The following is a 13,987-nucleotide window of genomic DNA, read 5'->3' as shown; positions in this document are numbered from 1 at the left end:
AGGTAGACCCAAAATTAAGAATATAACTACGATTGCTCTTCGATCAGTCCCAATCGTTTTTGGTGCCTTCCACCTTCGAATTCTGTTTCTATCCATTTTTTTACGATTCTCTGTGCTAAATCTGTTCCGAGAACCCTTCCCCCTAAAACCAAAACATTGGCATTGTTATGGCGTTTGGACATCTCCGCCGTAAACTCATCATGGCAAAGGGCCGCTCGAATGCCTTTGAAACGGTTGGCAGCAATGGAGGCTCCAATGCCTGTTCCGCAAAGGGCGATGAGTCTTGGAACTTCACCAGAAAGAACCTTTCGGCAGGCTTCTCCAATGATGGTGGGGTAGTCAACGGACTCTTCGCTCTTAGTACCGTAATCGACAATTTCATACGTTTCCTCGAGACTTTTCCTGAGGAATTCTTTGAGAGCAAATCCTCCGTGGTCAGAAGCAATTCCAATTTTTTCTTTCATTCAGGTTTTTCCTTTCGTTGTTTCAGGGCATCTGTATAAGACTTCAAGGATTCTAGCGAAAGAGAGAGTAAAAACTTATCTCTTTCGCGGAGTAAGGTTCCGTAATATCCAGTAAAAAGATCTAAATACCTATTGTATTTTGTTTGTGGATTTTTTTCAGAAAGGTATTCGATAGATAGGTTTGTGATTTCCTCTTTAACTTCTGTATGCGCTTCAAACCATTGTTTGGCGAAATTGACTTCACCAGGAGTCAGTGGGTAAGGGCGACTATCAGAAAGTAGGATTCGCCACTCATAGGAAAAATACATTTCTTCCTTTTCCTTACCGGAGAGTAAAGAGGCTTTGAAATACTCACCTAAATCAGAGGTAAGAGGTTCCTCCTCAGGAAGGTTTTTGGAAACCTGGTCACGAAAGCAGTTTAGGGAAGCCAGACGGAGTTCGGCAGATTCTCTCGCATATTCTTCCATCCGAGTACGGTCCAAATTGATGAGACTTGGACTAATCGCACCAGGAGGAATTTCTTTTTTTAAAGGTATATAACAATCTTTAGCTGCTTCCCATCCTAAATTTCCTTCTGGAATCCATAGGGAATGAGCAGATAACGATCCAACAAAAATAAAGAAAAGGAGTTGGTAAGTTCTAAAAAAATTACCCATGAGTCCTTTCAAATTCTTTGATAAAGGAAATCAGCGCATCCACACCTTCTTCGGGCATTGCATTGTAAATACTCGCGCGAAACCCACCTACGTCACGGTATCCTTTGAGTCCAGCAAAGCCTTGTTCTTCGGCAAGGGCTAAAAATTTAGAATCCAAACTATCGTTATGGCCACGAAAAACAACATTCATAGCAGAACGAAACTCTTCTGGAACCGGTGCATAAAATAAGTTTGAGGCATCGATTGTCTCATACAATTTTTTTGCTTTCCTTTCATTTGCAGCTTCCATCACTGCAAGGCCACCTTTTCTTTTTAGGTATTTAAACACGAGGCCGGCAATGTATATGGAATAAGTGGGAGGTGTGTTGTACAAAGATCCATTTTTTTCCATAAGAGCAAAGTTCATTAGGTTCGGAACGGGATGATCGAGTGTTGGCAATTTTTCTTTGTCATAAATGACAAGTGTGAGTCCAGAAGGCCCAATGTTTTTTTGTGCTCCTGCAAAAATGACAGAAAAATCTTCTATGGGAAGTTTTCGACTTAAGAGCTCACTTGTCATATCAGCAAAAAGGGGAGCCTTTTTTAATTTAGGGAAAATTTTATAACGCGTTCCATAAATGGTATTGTTAGAAGTGATATAAACATATTTGGCTCCCTCATTCACCATCTCATCTGTGATCGTGGGAAGTTCCATATATTTTGAATCAGCCCCATTAAATATGGATTTTACGTTTGGATAAAATTTCTTTGCTTCTTCATAGGCTTTTTTGGCCCAAACACCTGTAACAGCAAAATCAGCAGACTCTCCCGTCTTTAAATAATTAAAAGGAATGGCCGAAAATTGTAAAGTGGCACCACCCGGAAAATAAACCGCAGCATAACGGGAGGGTAGATCCAGTAATTCCCTAAGGTCACGGAGAGATTCATCCAAAATATTTTGGAAAACATTTCCCCTGTGGCTCATTTCCATTACAGACATTCCAGTACCCTTGTAATTTAGGAACTCATCCTTTGCTTCCTCCATGACTTCTGTGGGCAACATGGCAGGGCCGGCATTAAAATTGAAGACTCTGTGCGTAAATGTAGGCATTCTCCCACAGAATTTTGAAGATCCACCCCCCGGTAAATAGATTTTTATTCTAAAACTTGCTTTGCAGAATCACAAAGGTTGTTATTCTTGTGGGCATCTTTACCCCAATTTTCGTGAGGAAACAATGAGAATTTCTCGTTCCATCATCATCTGCCTAACTTTTGTCAGTCTTTCTCTGACAGCACAATCCAAAGCCCCTCTCGGTGAGTCCGAAATTAAGGGTTCCAAAAAAATCGAATTCATCAACCGTTCCTTACGTAAGGCTTCCGATGAGATCATCCAGGAAAATACTGAAATTGGTCGTAAACTGGCTGAAACCTTGGCCAAAGAAAATTCTGCCACAGTAGATGGAGTTAAAATCCAAAGAGTTCTACCTGGTGCTGATGGAAAATTGGGAGCTGATATCCTAATTCTTTCTGAATCACAAAGTTTTGACCATGTCAATTCCATTGCACGGATCATTGCTTCTTATGTAGAAAAATCTTTCCAATATAAAGCCGGAAATTCCGAAACTCTGGCTCAATACATTCTTTATTACAACGCAACGCACCGAAAAGACTCAAAGTTTTTTAGTAAAAAATATACAGAAGGAGTCATCGCCGCTACTTCTCCTGACAAATTAGGGATCGATACAGTTTATAAAAATTGGCCAGGAAAAACTCAAATCATCATTCCTATTGAAGGAAATATCTTAAAAGATAGTGGGAAGGATTTAACCACAGATGAGTTAGAAAAAGACGTCAACAAAATGGTGAAGGATAAAGAAAAAGATCCCGCTACCAAACAGAAAATGGAAGACGAAGCCAAAAAAATGGACAAGTTGCAAACCGATAAAATCAAAGAAGAAAAAAAGGTTTTGCAAGATAAAAAACAAGAAGTAGCAAACGAACAAAAAGACCTCCAAGACAAAAAAGAGGCACTAAAGAAGAAAGAACAGGAAACGATTGCAAGCCTCAATGAGTTAAAAAAAGACCCGGTTAAAAACAAAGCAGAAATTGAAAAGAAAACCGAAGAGGTCAAACAAATCGAACAAGAGAAAAAAGACACTGAGAAAAAGTCGGAAGCGGTAGAAGCTAAAAAAGAGGAACTCAGTAAAAAAGAAGAACAAATCGCTAAAAAAGAAGAAGCACGCACAGGAACCACTTCAGGCGACTCAGCAAAAAAAGACGATACCGTTCAAAAGGTAGAAGCTAAGGTTGAAGAACTAAAATCAGAACTTGCACAAACCAAAGAAGAACTGAAGAAAAAAGAAGAACAAAGTGACAATGTTGTGAACAACAAAATCCTTTTTATGAAGTTTATCAAATATGATACAGATGGTCACTATTCGAATGAACTTTGGGCCATTGATCCTGCAAAAGATGATGCTCTTTTTAAAAGTCCATACAACAATATTTGTTCTAAGGAATTTAAAGAAATCGCCAACCAAGGAGTCTTAGTTCTCGGTTATGACGGAGAAAAGGTCGAAAATAGAAAACACAAACTTGTGTTACTGGACCCAGACAAACTCGGTGTGAAAAAAACAAGCGAGTCTGCAGATATTTTCTGGCGAACTCCGATGATCAATCGCGAAGACAAAATTTACGTGATCGAAAAGGTAAAAGACAAATACCATGTTTCTCGTTTTAAATCGGACTTAACGTTTGAAAAAAGAACAGAAGAACCTGTGGAAGAAAACTCCGAACTCACCTTTTTCGGGGATAAAATTTATGTGACCGGCAAACCAAAAGAAGGTGATAAAACTACCATTAAGGTATTTAAAAAAGAAGACTTAAGCCTACTCAAAACCATCGCTCCGTAAGGAGGGTGGTTCCATTCGTTTTTGAAATATATATCAAAAACAGTTGGGGTATTATCGCTTGTGAGTCTTTTTACAGACATCGCAAGCGAAATGCTCTATCCCATTTTACCAATTTATCTCAAATCGATTGGATACTCCATTCTCTTTATTGGTATATTAGAAGGAATCACGGAAGTAGTCGCGGGTTATGGAAAGGGATACTTTGGCCAACTATCGGATGATACCGGGAAACGAGTTCCTTTTGTGCGACTAGGCTACGCTTTAAGTGCTATTGCAAAACCCTTATTAAGTATTGGCCAAGTTCCATTTGTTGTTTTATTCTCCCGCATATTGGATCGAATTGGAAAAGGAGTCCGAACAGGAGCACGGGATGCGATTTTATCCTCTGAAGCTACCAATAAAACCAAGGCAAGAGTATTTGGATTTCATCGTTCTATGGATACATTGGGTGCAGTCCTTGGTCCAAGCTTCGCTTTAGTATACCTGTATTTTTATCCCAAAGATTATATATTTTTATTCTATTTGGCTTTTTTGCCTGGAATCATAGCGATTGGGTTTACCTTCTTTTTGAAGGAAAAATTAGCTCAATCCAAACAAACAAGTTTAAATAATCAAAAAAGTAATAAGTTTATATCATTAATTAATTATTGGAAAACTGCAAGCCCCAACTATAAAAAGTTAGTTGTTGGGTTACTTGTATTTGCCTTTTGGAATAGTTCAGATGTTTTTTTGATATTAAGATCGAAAGAAGCAGGTTTAAATGACTACCAAGTGATTGGGATTTATATTTTTTATAATTTGGTTTATGCAGTCTTTTCTTACCCACTCGGAGTTTTTGCCGATAAAATTGGACTAAAAAAAATGTTACTATGTGGTCTTGGAATTTATGCCGGTGTCTACTTTCTTATGGGCCTTGTCCAAAATCCAGTTTTAATTTTACTCGCTTTCTTTTTATACGGTGTTTATGCGGCTGCAACAGAAGGGATTTCCAAGGCATGGATTAGTAATGTTACACCGAGTAACGAAACTGCAACAGCCATCGGTCTATATGCTGGCATGCAAAGTATTTCTGCGTTTTTTGCCAGTTTGGTGGCGGGCTGGTTATGGTTTCTTTTTGGAGCTCCAGTTACTTTTATTGTCACTGGAGTTGTCGCAGTTTTTGTTATTCTTTACTTTCTTAAAGTAAAAATAACCGAAGAAACTGAAGTTTAATCCTTTAAATATTCTATCCTTTCTCGGATGGCTTCGTTAGATGGATTTTTTTTGGCCAGATCTTCCAGTAGTTTGACCGCTTGTGATTTTTTTCCCATAATGTCCCAAAGATCGGAAAGTTCTAGAGCAGGCCTTGGGTCACTTGGAGATTTACTCAGAAGTCCTAAATATATTTCTTCGGCTTTCTCTAAATCCCCAATCAAACGCAAAGCCGCCGCTTTTCCAAGAAGAGCAAAGTAGTCATCACCACTGGCAAGAATTTTATTAAAACATTCTAAAGCTTTGTCGTAGTTTCCAAGTCCTCTAAGAGAATCGGCATAACGGTTAATGATGAGTTTGTTATCGGGATCGGATTCAAGAATTTTTTCCCAGTAAGTGATGGCCGTTTTAAAATCTTTTTTACCGCGATAGGATTCGGCAAGACCATAGAGGGCAAAGAAGTTTTTTGGGTCGAGTTCTTTGGCACGGTCGTAATAAAGAATGGCTTTATCGAAGTCTTTAATTTTGCGATAACTATTTCCGATCTCTGTTAATATCTTGATATTGTTTGGTTGGCTCGAAAGTAATTTTTCCCACCAATGGATGGCATCCACATACCTTTGGCAGGCAAAGTATAAATGGCCAAGTCCCACAATCACATACTGATCGTTTGGATTGATCTGAAGTGCTTCCATATAATACACTTCTGATTCTTTGAAGTTTTTTAGTTTTCTATGTGCGTCAGCTACTCTTGAAAGGATACTTGCATCTGTGATTGTTATATGGTGAAATTCTTCTGCGACTTCAATAATACGTTTTAGACTATTTAAGTCTCTGTAAGCATTCATTAGTCCCATGAGTGAGAACTTATTGGTTGTATCTCCAACCAAACATTTGCGGTAATATTGAATGGCTTGTTCTGGTTGTTTTGTTTTGGCGTAATAATCACCGAGACCAACAAGGCCATATGTATTTGCTGGATCTTCATCCAGTAATATGTCTAATCGTTCCTTCGCTTCCTTAAAACGACCCTGATCCAGAAAACGATAAGCCTCTTTTGCGAGAGATTTTATTTTAGTGAACTTTTCATCTTCTTGTGGCTTTTCGATATCTGTATTTTCCATATCCCTGTCCAATTTTCAGCATTCTTTTTTAGACAGTAAAAATCGACTCAAAAACGTGAGAACATTGACAACAGGCTCTTTTTTGAAGAAATGACAATGAGGGGGGAACGTATGTCATCTACAACCGAAGCAATTACTGGCGGCCGACTGATGGTCGAATTACTGGAAGAAGCGGGTGTGGAGATCGTCTTTGGATATCCTGGTGGCGCCATCCTCCCTTTCTACGACGAACTCTATCATAGTAAAAAGATCAAACATATCCTGGTTCGTCACGAACAAGGTGCCATTCATATGGCAGAGGGTTATGCTAGGTCCACAGGTAAGTTAGGTGTTTGTATTGCCACTTCCGGTCCAGGTGCTACCAATTTAATCACAGGCCTTACTGACGCCAAATTGGATTCTATTCCCATCCTTGCCATCACTGGCCAAGTATCCACGGATGCTATTGGAACCGATGCCTTCCAAGAGGCTGATATTTTTGGAATTACCATACCAATTACGAAATACAATGCTCTTATTAAAAAGGCTGATGATCTTGCTCGTCATTTTGAAGAGGCGATTAAAATTGCGATGGGAGGAAGACCTGGTCCAGTGCTTTTGGATTTTCCAAAAGATGTTCAATTGGGAAAAACGACTATCAGAAAAGCTTCGTCTTTAAAAATTGCTCCCCATCATTACGAAAGACCAAAAATCAAAGGTGATCCTCAAGAATTTGCAGAAGCATTAAATCAAGCCAAACGCCCGTTACTCTATGTTGGAGGTGGTGCAATCAATTCCTTTGCTTCTGCAGAAATCAAAGCATTGGCAGAAAAGGCAAATGCACCAGTCACTACCACTCTTATGGGATTAGGTGCTTTTCCTGGAACTCATCCTTTATCTGTAGGAATGCTTGGAATGCATGGAACTGCTTATGCCAACAAAGCAGTGTTAGAATGTGATTATATACTAAATTTAGGTGCAAGATTTGATGACCGAGTTGCTAAATACCAAGACTTTGCGCCGAATGCCGTTCGCGCCCATATAGACATTGATGCGGCAGAGTTTAACAAACGTGTCAATGTAGATCATAACCTACATGGAGATCTCAAGGATGCCATTCGAGAAATCCTGCCATTTGTAAAAGGTGGAGACCGCACTTCTTGGATTGAAAACATTCAAAACCTAAAGAAAAATCATCCTCTCGATTTTGACAATAGTGGCGATAGTATCAAACCACAAGACTTCTTACAAAAAGTATATGCCAAAACAAAAGGCGAAGCCATTGTTTCAACAGATGTGGGCCAACACCAAATGTGGGCGGCACAATATTATTTATTTGATAAACCAAATACTTGGCTAACTTCAGGTGGACTTGGCACTATGGGTTATGGACTCCCTGCGGCAATTGGAGCTAAATTCGGTAACCCAGACAAAACAGTTATCTGTGTAACGGGAGATGGTTCCTTTCAAATGTGTATTCAGGAACTGGCAACAATCGCGCAATCTCAGTTAGGTGTGAAAATTTTGCTTTTTAACAATAATTTTCTTGGAATGGTTCGTCAATGGCAGGAACTATTTTATGAAGAGAGATTTAGTGAGTCACAATGGACCTACAATCCTAATTTTGTCAAACTAGCTGATGCATATGGGATTCCAGCCATGAGAATCGAACACAAATCAGAGATTGATAAAGGTGTAGAATTTTTCTTAAAAGATAAGGGTTCTGCTCTGATAGAAGTTATGATCCCTGCAGAAGAAAAAGTTTTTCCAATGATCCCTGCAGGAAAGTCGCAACAAGACCTAATCGAATTTAAAGACTTGGGGAAATTGAAAAAATGAAGCACACTCTAAGTATTTTAGTAAATAACCATCCCGGTGTCATGAGTCATGTCTCTGGTCTCTTTACACGTCGCGGATACAATATTGATTCGATTGCTGTCGGTGTGACAGACAATGTGGATGTTTCGTCCATGACCATTGTTTTGAATGGTGATGATTTTATAGTAGGGCAGGTGAAAAACCAGCTTCTCAAATTACCCGATGTTTTGCGAGTGCAGGACATGGCATATGCGAGTTCTGTACAAAGAGAACTGGTTCTTATTTCTTTTTCAATTAACGAAACCAATAGAAGTGAAGCTCTTACGATTTGTAATGGATTTGATGTTAAAATTTTGGAAATGACAGAAGACTCGCTTTTAATTGAGTTTTCAGGAAACTCAAGACAGGTTAGCAATATCATCTCAGTTATCAAACCATTTGGGATCCGCGAAATTTCGCGCACTGGGCAAATTGCGATCGCATATCGCAACCAAAATGCAGTTTAGAATCCACTTGACAGGGTTCTAATTTTCAGAGAATATTGGGGCGTTAAAGTGAGTGCTACACCGCCCCATGATTCGTAAGATTATAACCTTCACACTTGTCCTCCTAACTTCCGTTATTTACTCTGAAGTCGAAAGATCCAAAGTCTCTCTGAAAAGGGGACCAGGCTCCGATGTATTGTATTTCGATTTTGGAGAAACCGCTCCCAGTTCTTATCTTGGTGTAGAAAGACTCCAAGAACCCAAACTAGAAGATTTACATTTAGGATTTTTAGAACCGGCTCCCGGATACTACCAAGGCCCAGATGGGGGAGAAGTATACCAATGGGCCAAAAACCATTACCAATGGAAACGTGCGGATGGAAGTGTATACACAGAATGGGCGAACGGCACTTTTAAATTAGATTTTCCATCCGGTACGGGTTTTATATCTGCCCCTGCATCATGTAACGGATGTTTACCGACTCTCATTTGGAATTATCCTGATTTAACTAAAATCACCAAATACTGGATGGCACATCGAAAAGAATATGACTACATTCGACAAAAACCTATTGCATTTGAAAACTATCTTCTCGTAAGCGAATCTAAATATGGAAAACCAAGGTTAGAATTAGGGAACTACGTATTTTACGGATCTGAAAAATGGTCTGAGTATTTACGTGTGTTTGGTGATAATTTCAAGATGAAACCTTTTTTATCCTATTTAAAATCTGAGTTTCAATTGGAAAACCGAGGGAAAATTCCTGTTTTGTTATTCGACCAATATGAGGAGATTAAGAGTTATATTGGTGCAGAAATTCCTGGTGGTTCCGAAGAGGGAGGGTTTGGAGGAAGGGATTCTATCACTTTGTGTTGTGGTGAAAAAATGCCGCAACCTACGGGGGTATTGGAGTTTGATTCCGATGCACTGAGACGCGTTCATTTTGGGACTTTTTACCACGAAGCAGTTCACAACATAGAACAAGTCTCTTGTCTAAAAATCCAAACAGAGACCGGTAAGTTTCCACAAACTGATATTTTGGATCCTTGGTTTGAAGAGGGACTAGCCAATTATTTGGAGGCGAAATTTTATGAAAGAAAACAATTCCATATTTATAATGACGCAGAAAAGTTAATTCGAGAAAACAAGGTTCCTAAATCCTTCAAAGCCTTGTTAGATGCTAAATATAAAGATTTACTTCCTTATTCCATTGGACCACTTCTTATCAAACATATCCATGAAACCTATGGAAAAGAAGCCATCATTTCTTATCAAAAAGATACTTGTGTAGGGATATCGCCGATCCTTGCTTTACAAAATGCAACTGGAGTGTCTCCCGACCAAATCCTGAAAGATAGTTTGTCTTCATTTGAAAAAAATAAGGATTCTATCCTTCGGAATGGAAAAAAACTTCAGTTAGCTGGTTATACTACCATGAACTCGAAATTCCCGAATGAATATAAAAACTTTTTAGATAAAGGTTTTTCCTTACCTGAGTCGGCAATGGATATCAAAACTTACACAGATCTACCCAACTTAAGAAAAATTTTTCCTGCCTCTGTGGAAACTTATTCAGGAAAATTGGAAGGAGATTTTCTTGGTCCTGGTTCTAGTTACTTTTATCTCTGGAAAAAAGGAAATTACCGCTGGTATGGAGATTCCTTTGAAGCAAATGTTTTCCCTGGTAACCAAATTCTTTTTAGAGGTTCAGGTTATACGCTTATCGAGTGGGAAGACGGGAAAAAACAATACATATCACCGAAAGGAGATTCGGTGATATTTTTTAATTTGGAATCAAAATCCTATTTGGATATTAATGGTAAACAGGTCACTCCTTAGTGACCTTCTAACCAACGTTCGGCTTCAAGAGCCGCCATACAACCGCTACCTGCTGCTGTGATTGCTTGGCGGTACACTTTGTCCTGAACATCGCCTGCCGCAAATACTCCAGCCACATTGGTTTGTGTGGTTCCTGGTTTTGTGATGATATACCCTGTTTCATCTAAATCCAATTGTCCTTGGAAAACTTGAGTGTTAGGAACATGTCCAATCGCATAAAAAAGACCACCCACCTCTAAATCTTTTTGGGATTTGTCTTTTGTACTTTCGAGAACAATGGAGGTAAGTCCGCCCGCTCCACCTTTGGCCTCTACTACAGTTTGGTTCCAAAGGATTTCGATTTTTGGATGTTCCATTGCTCTTTTTTGCATGATTTGGGAGGCACGGAGTTGGTCACGTCTGACCACTAAATACACTTTGGATGCAAACTTGGTGAGGTGGTTTGCTTCTTCCACTGCGGAGTCACCTCCACCCACAACGGCAAGTGCTTTGTTACGGTAAATGGGGAGGGCACCATCACAAACTGCACAGGCAGAAATCCCTCTTTGCCAAAAAGTTTCTTCACCGGGAACATGCATCCGTTTTGCTGTGGCACCGGTTGCAATGATGACCGCTTCTGCTTTGATTTCTTCATCATCTGACCAAATGGTAAAAGGACGTTTGGAAAAATCCACTTTGGTGATGGTTTGGGTATGGATGGTGGTTCCGTATTTAGAGGATTGTTCCCGGAAAAGTTGAGTGAGTTTGGTTCCATCGATTCCTTCTGGGAAACCGGGAAAGTTTTCTACTTCTGTTGTTGTGGTGAGCTGTCCTCCGGCCGCGACTCCTCCTGCCATAAATCCTTCATACATCACCGGGTTTAGATTGGCTCTTGCGGCGTAAATGGCTGCGGTATGTCCTGCGGGACCGGATCCGATGATGACAACTTTATGGTTCATAATTTCTCCTATTCTGTATCTTGTTCTTTATTGTTTAGACAGGATCTCTGCGGGTTCCTGTTTATTTTGTTTCGCAAGCCCGGACCCAAGGGGCATAATAAGGATCCCCTGCGAGAGGGCTTTTTTCTAGGGCCAGAAGGTATTCCTTTTGTTTAAATCCTCTGGTAAGACAAAGGTACGTGGTTTCGAAAAATTCCAAAGTTTCTTTTTTTCCCTGGAACCGAATTTCTTCCAAAATTTCCAATGCTTCTTTTTCGTATCCTGTGGTAAGATAAAGCCGAAAGAGTTCCCTCTGCACTTCAGTATCATCTTTTTTTTGTTTGTGATACTTTTCCAAATAAAAAATGGCAGTGGCGATGGACTGGTTACTTTCTGCGAGAAGTAGTCCCATTCGTTTCAGAACAGGATCGTAATCAGGGTTTTCACGGAGCGAAAGTTCGTAGTAATAGAGGGCTTTTGTTTTTTCTCCTACCATTTCCCATTTTTTACCTTCTTCAAATAGGGATCTTTCCTTTCGGCCGCAATTAACGACTAACAGACTGGCAAACGTGAGTAAAAAAATAAGGGAGTTTCTATGAACCACATCTCCTTTTTTCCTGACATAGCCATTTGTGGCAAAAAAAATAATAAGTCTCTTTAAGCTTTTTGTCCGACTCTTTAAGTAACATAAGAGAGTAAAGATGGGTTCCAAATTGCCAGTTTCTCAAAATCAGCTTTTACAAACATTTCAAGAATACTTGTCCGTAGAAAAAGGACTGAGCGATAATTCGATATATTCCTACGGATACGATCTCAATAAGTTTGCGATCTTCTTGGAAAAGGAACATATCAACTTCTTAGAAGTAAAAGCAAACGACATCATGCGTTTTCTCGAAGAAGAAAGAGAACGCAAAATCTCTGCAAAAACACTGGCTCGCGAAGTAGTGGCAATCAGACAGTTTTATAAGTATCTTCGAGACGAAAAAAGGTTAGATTCCAACCCAACCGAAAAAATTGAAACTCCTGAAGTTGCAAGAACCATCCCAGATTATTTAACTCAAACTGAAATTGATGAACTTTTTCGTAATATCAAAGAGGACAATTTATACGAACTTCGTGACAAATGTATCTTTGAACTTTTATATTCTTCTGGTCTTCGTATTTCAGAAGCTTGTAATTTAAAAATGACTGACATCGACATGGAAAACATGACGATTACAGTAGAAGGAAAAGGGGGACGCCAACGTCTCGTTCCGTTCGGTGAAAAGTCTTTAGAAATATTGAAAAAATATCTGACGGAAAGTCGGACAGAAATTTTGAAGAAAAGAACTTGTGAATTTGTATTTGTTTCTAAAAAAGGATCGTATATCAACCGTAAGTCGGTTTGGCGCCTTTTAAACCATTATATCAAACGCACAAAAATAAAGAAAAAAGTAACTCCACATACCCTTCGCCACTCTTTTGCTACTCACCTACTTGAGAACCATGCAGATCTCAAATCGGTTCAGGAACTTTTGGGTCATATCGATATTTCGACTACCCAAATTTACACTCACATGGCAAATAAAACTCTGAAGGAAGTTCATAAGAAATTCCATCCGAGAGGATAATGTCGAACCAAAAGAAACCCACGGACTACGCAAAAGTAGTCCGTATCCAAATTCCTTCCAACCCTCGTTTTGTATCACACACCCGTAATTATTTTTTTAATCTTTGTTTAGAACATGGATTTTCTTTGTTTGATTCTCTCGATCTGAAACTAGTGATTGGAGAAGCCATAGTGAATATCATCCGACATGCCTATTCTGGAAACACGGGAAAACCCATTTTTATCGAATTCCAATTTGATAAAGACCGCGTAGAAATTCGATTGAGAGATTATGGAAAAAAAGTGGAACCGGGAGAACTTCGTAGTTTTGATCTCAGCGACTACCGTGAACATGGGATTGGACTTTTTATGATTAAAGAACTTACTGACTATTATTTTCTCGACCAATCTTTTGAAGTAGGGAACCAAATGGTTCTTATCAAAAGAAAGTAACCTCCATTTTTCTCGACAACCTTCACCATTTTGGAATTTTATCCTTATGGAAACAATTCACGCAACGACCATCCTTTCTGTTCGTAAAAATGGCAAAATTGCTGTAGGGGGAGACGGTCAGGTATCTATGGGAAATACCGTGATGAAACATACCGCCAAAAAAGTCAGAAGACTTTACAACGGTAAGGTGATTGCGGGGTTTGCTGGAAGTGCTGCCGATGCTTTTACTCTTTTTGAACTCTTTGAAAAAAAATTAATCGAACATGGTGGATCTGTCTCTCGTGCCGCTGTGGAGCTTGCTCGTGAGTGGAGGATGGACCGAATGCTTCGAAGGCTGGAAGCACTTCTCATCGTCTGTGATGCCAACGAATCCTTTTTAATTTCAGGAACGGGGGATGTGATCTCACCTGATGATGGAGTGCTTGCCATTGGTTCTGGTGGGAATTTTGCTTTATCGGCAGCTCGTGCTCTTGTGCAAAACACGGATATGGACCCAAAAGACATCATTACAAAAGCAATGCAAATCACTGCTGATATTTGTATTTACACAAACCATAATTTGGTGATTGAGGAATTATAAA

14 protein-coding genes are annotated in these 13,987 nt (G+C 39.4%); 8 read left to right on the top strand and 6 right to left on the bottom strand.

Going from position 1 to position 13,987, the window contains the following annotated elements; all coding sequences use genetic code 11:
* Positions 1-26: 26 nt before the first annotated feature.
* Genes rpiB through serC form a run of 3 tightly spaced genes read right to left on the bottom strand, consistent with a single transcriptional unit; the run spans position 27 to position 2,210 of the window.
* Positions 27-464 (bottom strand): ribose 5-phosphate isomerase B, encoded by a 438-nt coding sequence (rpiB, locus tag ND811_RS13475; protein ID WP_265352584.1) that lies wholly within the window; start codon positions 462-464, stop codon positions 27-29.
* The gene (locus tag ND811_RS13470) at positions 461-1,120 is read right to left on the bottom strand and encodes a hypothetical protein (RefSeq protein ID WP_265352585.1); all 660 of its coding nucleotides are present in this window, start codon (positions 1,118-1,120) and stop codon (positions 461-463) included. Before ND811_RS13470 ends, rpiB begins: the two co-directional genes overlap by 4 nt.
* On the bottom strand, positions 1,113-2,210 hold the full coding sequence (gene serC / locus ND811_RS13465; protein ID WP_265352586.1) for a 3-phosphoserine/phosphohydroxythreonine transaminase: 1,098 nt from the start codon (positions 2,208-2,210) through the stop codon (positions 1,113-1,115). Before serC ends, ND811_RS13470 begins: the two co-directional genes overlap by 8 nt.
* A 124-nt stretch (positions 2,211-2,334) precedes the next feature.
* On the opposite strand from serC, the gene ND811_RS13460 reads away from it, so the two are divergent.
* Both ND811_RS13460 and ND811_RS13455 read left to right on the top strand, forming a co-directional pair.
* Positions 2,335-4,011, top strand: coding sequence for a P83/100 family protein (locus tag ND811_RS13460; RefSeq protein WP_265352587.1), 1,677 nt, complete (start codon positions 2,335-2,337; stop codon positions 4,009-4,011).
* Between the two features lie 21 nt (positions 4,012-4,032).
* Complete coding sequence (locus ND811_RS13455) at positions 4,033-5,223, top strand: MFS transporter (protein ID WP_265352588.1); 1,191 nt, start codon at positions 4,033-4,035, stop codon at positions 5,221-5,223.
* On the opposite strand, the gene ND811_RS13450 is transcribed toward ND811_RS13455, so the two are convergent.
* Positions 5,220-6,326, bottom strand: a complete 1,107-nt coding sequence (locus tag ND811_RS13450) for a tetratricopeptide repeat protein (protein ID WP_265352589.1) — start codon at positions 6,324-6,326, stop codon at positions 5,220-5,222. The genes ND811_RS13455 and ND811_RS13450 overlap by 4 nt on opposite strands.
* Before the next feature lie 111 nt (positions 6,327-6,437).
* On the opposite strand from ND811_RS13450, the gene ilvB reads away from it, so the two are divergent.
* From ilvB to ND811_RS13435, 3 genes are all read left to right on the top strand, one after another.
* Positions 6,438-8,144, top strand: coding sequence for a biosynthetic-type acetolactate synthase large subunit (gene ilvB / locus ND811_RS13445; RefSeq protein ID WP_265352590.1), 1,707 nt, complete (start codon positions 6,438-6,440; stop codon positions 8,142-8,144).
* Positions 8,141-8,629, top strand: a complete 489-nt coding sequence (ilvN, locus tag ND811_RS13440; RefSeq protein WP_265352591.1) for an acetolactate synthase small subunit — start codon at positions 8,141-8,143, stop codon at positions 8,627-8,629. Before ilvB ends, ilvN begins: the two co-directional genes overlap by 4 nt.
* A 67-nt stretch (positions 8,630-8,696) precedes the next feature.
* Entirely contained in the window at positions 8,697-10,448 is a 1,752-nt protein-coding gene (locus ND811_RS13435; RefSeq protein WP_265352592.1) for a peptidase MA family protein, read from the top strand.
* On the opposite strand, the gene trxB is transcribed toward ND811_RS13435, so the two are convergent.
* Positions 10,445-11,386, bottom strand: a complete 942-nt coding sequence (trxB, locus tag ND811_RS13430) for a thioredoxin-disulfide reductase (protein WP_265352593.1) — start codon at positions 11,384-11,386, stop codon at positions 10,445-10,447. The genes ND811_RS13435 and trxB overlap by 4 nt on opposite strands.
* Before the next feature lie 61 nt (positions 11,387-11,447).
* The gene (locus tag ND811_RS13425) at positions 11,448-11,969 is read right to left on the bottom strand and encodes a tetratricopeptide repeat protein (protein ID WP_265352594.1); all 522 of its coding nucleotides are present in this window, start codon (positions 11,967-11,969) and stop codon (positions 11,448-11,450) included.
* Positions 11,970-12,066: 97 nt separating this feature from the next.
* On the opposite strand from ND811_RS13425, the gene xerD reads away from it, so the two are divergent.
* The 3 genes from xerD to hslV are packed head-to-tail and all read left to right on the top strand — an operon-like array spanning position 12,067 to position 13,986.
* Complete coding sequence (xerD, locus tag ND811_RS13420; protein ID WP_004787041.1) at positions 12,067-12,975, top strand: site-specific tyrosine recombinase XerD; 909 nt, start codon at positions 12,067-12,069, stop codon at positions 12,973-12,975.
* Positions 12,975-13,406 (top strand): ATP-binding protein, encoded by a 432-nt coding sequence (locus ND811_RS13415; RefSeq protein WP_265352595.1) that lies wholly within the window; start codon positions 12,975-12,977, stop codon positions 13,404-13,406. Before xerD ends, ND811_RS13415 begins: the two co-directional genes overlap by 1 nt.
* A gap of 46 nt (positions 13,407-13,452) precedes the next feature.
* Positions 13,453-13,986, top strand: coding sequence for an ATP-dependent protease subunit HslV (gene hslV, locus ND811_RS13410; protein ID WP_004784850.1), 534 nt, complete (start codon positions 13,453-13,455; stop codon positions 13,984-13,986).
* Position 13,987 lies beyond the last annotated feature (1 nt).

The sequence above is a fragment of the Leptospira soteropolitanensis genome (genome assembly GCF_026151655.1).
GTDB classification, from domain to species: Bacteria; Spirochaetota; Leptospiria; order Leptospirales; family Leptospiraceae; genus Leptospira_A; species Leptospira_A soteropolitanensis.
Note: the sequence above shows the minus strand (reverse complement) of the source record. Positions and strands in the feature narration are given on the sequence as shown.

What these genes read in the sequence shown, in the direction of transcription:
- rpiB (WP_265352584.1), bottom strand. Translation starts at nt 464, where the DNA reads ATGAAAGAAAAAATTGGAATTGCTTCTGACCACGGAGGATTTGCTCTC.
- ND811_RS13470 (WP_265352585.1), bottom strand. Translation starts at nt 1,120, where the DNA reads ATGGGTAATTTTTTTAGAACTTACCAACTCCTTTTCTTTATTTTTGTT.
- serC (WP_265352586.1), bottom strand. Translation starts at nt 2,210, where the DNA reads ATGCCTACATTTACGCACAGAGTCTTCAATTTTAATGCCGGCCCTGCC.
- ND811_RS13460 (WP_265352587.1), top strand. Translation starts at nt 2,335, where the DNA reads ATGAGAATTTCTCGTTCCATCATCATCTGCCTAACTTTTGTCAGTCTT.
- ND811_RS13450 (WP_265352589.1), bottom strand. Translation starts at nt 6,326, where the DNA reads ATGGAAAATACAGATATCGAAAAGCCACAAGAAGATGAAAAGTTCACT.
- ilvB (WP_265352590.1), top strand. Translation starts at nt 6,438, where the DNA reads ATGTCATCTACAACCGAAGCAATTACTGGCGGCCGACTGATGGTCGAA.
- ilvN (WP_265352591.1), top strand. Translation starts at nt 8,141, where the DNA reads ATGAAGCACACTCTAAGTATTTTAGTAAATAACCATCCCGGTGTCATG.
- ND811_RS13435 (WP_265352592.1), top strand. Translation starts at nt 8,697, where the DNA reads ATGATTCGTAAGATTATAACCTTCACACTTGTCCTCCTAACTTCCGTT.
- trxB (WP_265352593.1), bottom strand. Translation starts at nt 11,386, where the DNA reads ATGAACCATAAAGTTGTCATCATCGGATCCGGTCCCGCAGGACATACC.
- xerD (WP_004787041.1), top strand. Translation starts at nt 12,067, where the DNA reads ATGGGTTCCAAATTGCCAGTTTCTCAAAATCAGCTTTTACAAACATTT.
- ND811_RS13415 (WP_265352595.1), top strand. Translation starts at nt 12,975, where the DNA reads ATGTCGAACCAAAAGAAACCCACGGACTACGCAAAAGTAGTCCGTATC.
- hslV (WP_004784850.1), top strand. Translation starts at nt 13,453, where the DNA reads ATGGAAACAATTCACGCAACGACCATCCTTTCTGTTCGTAAAAATGGC.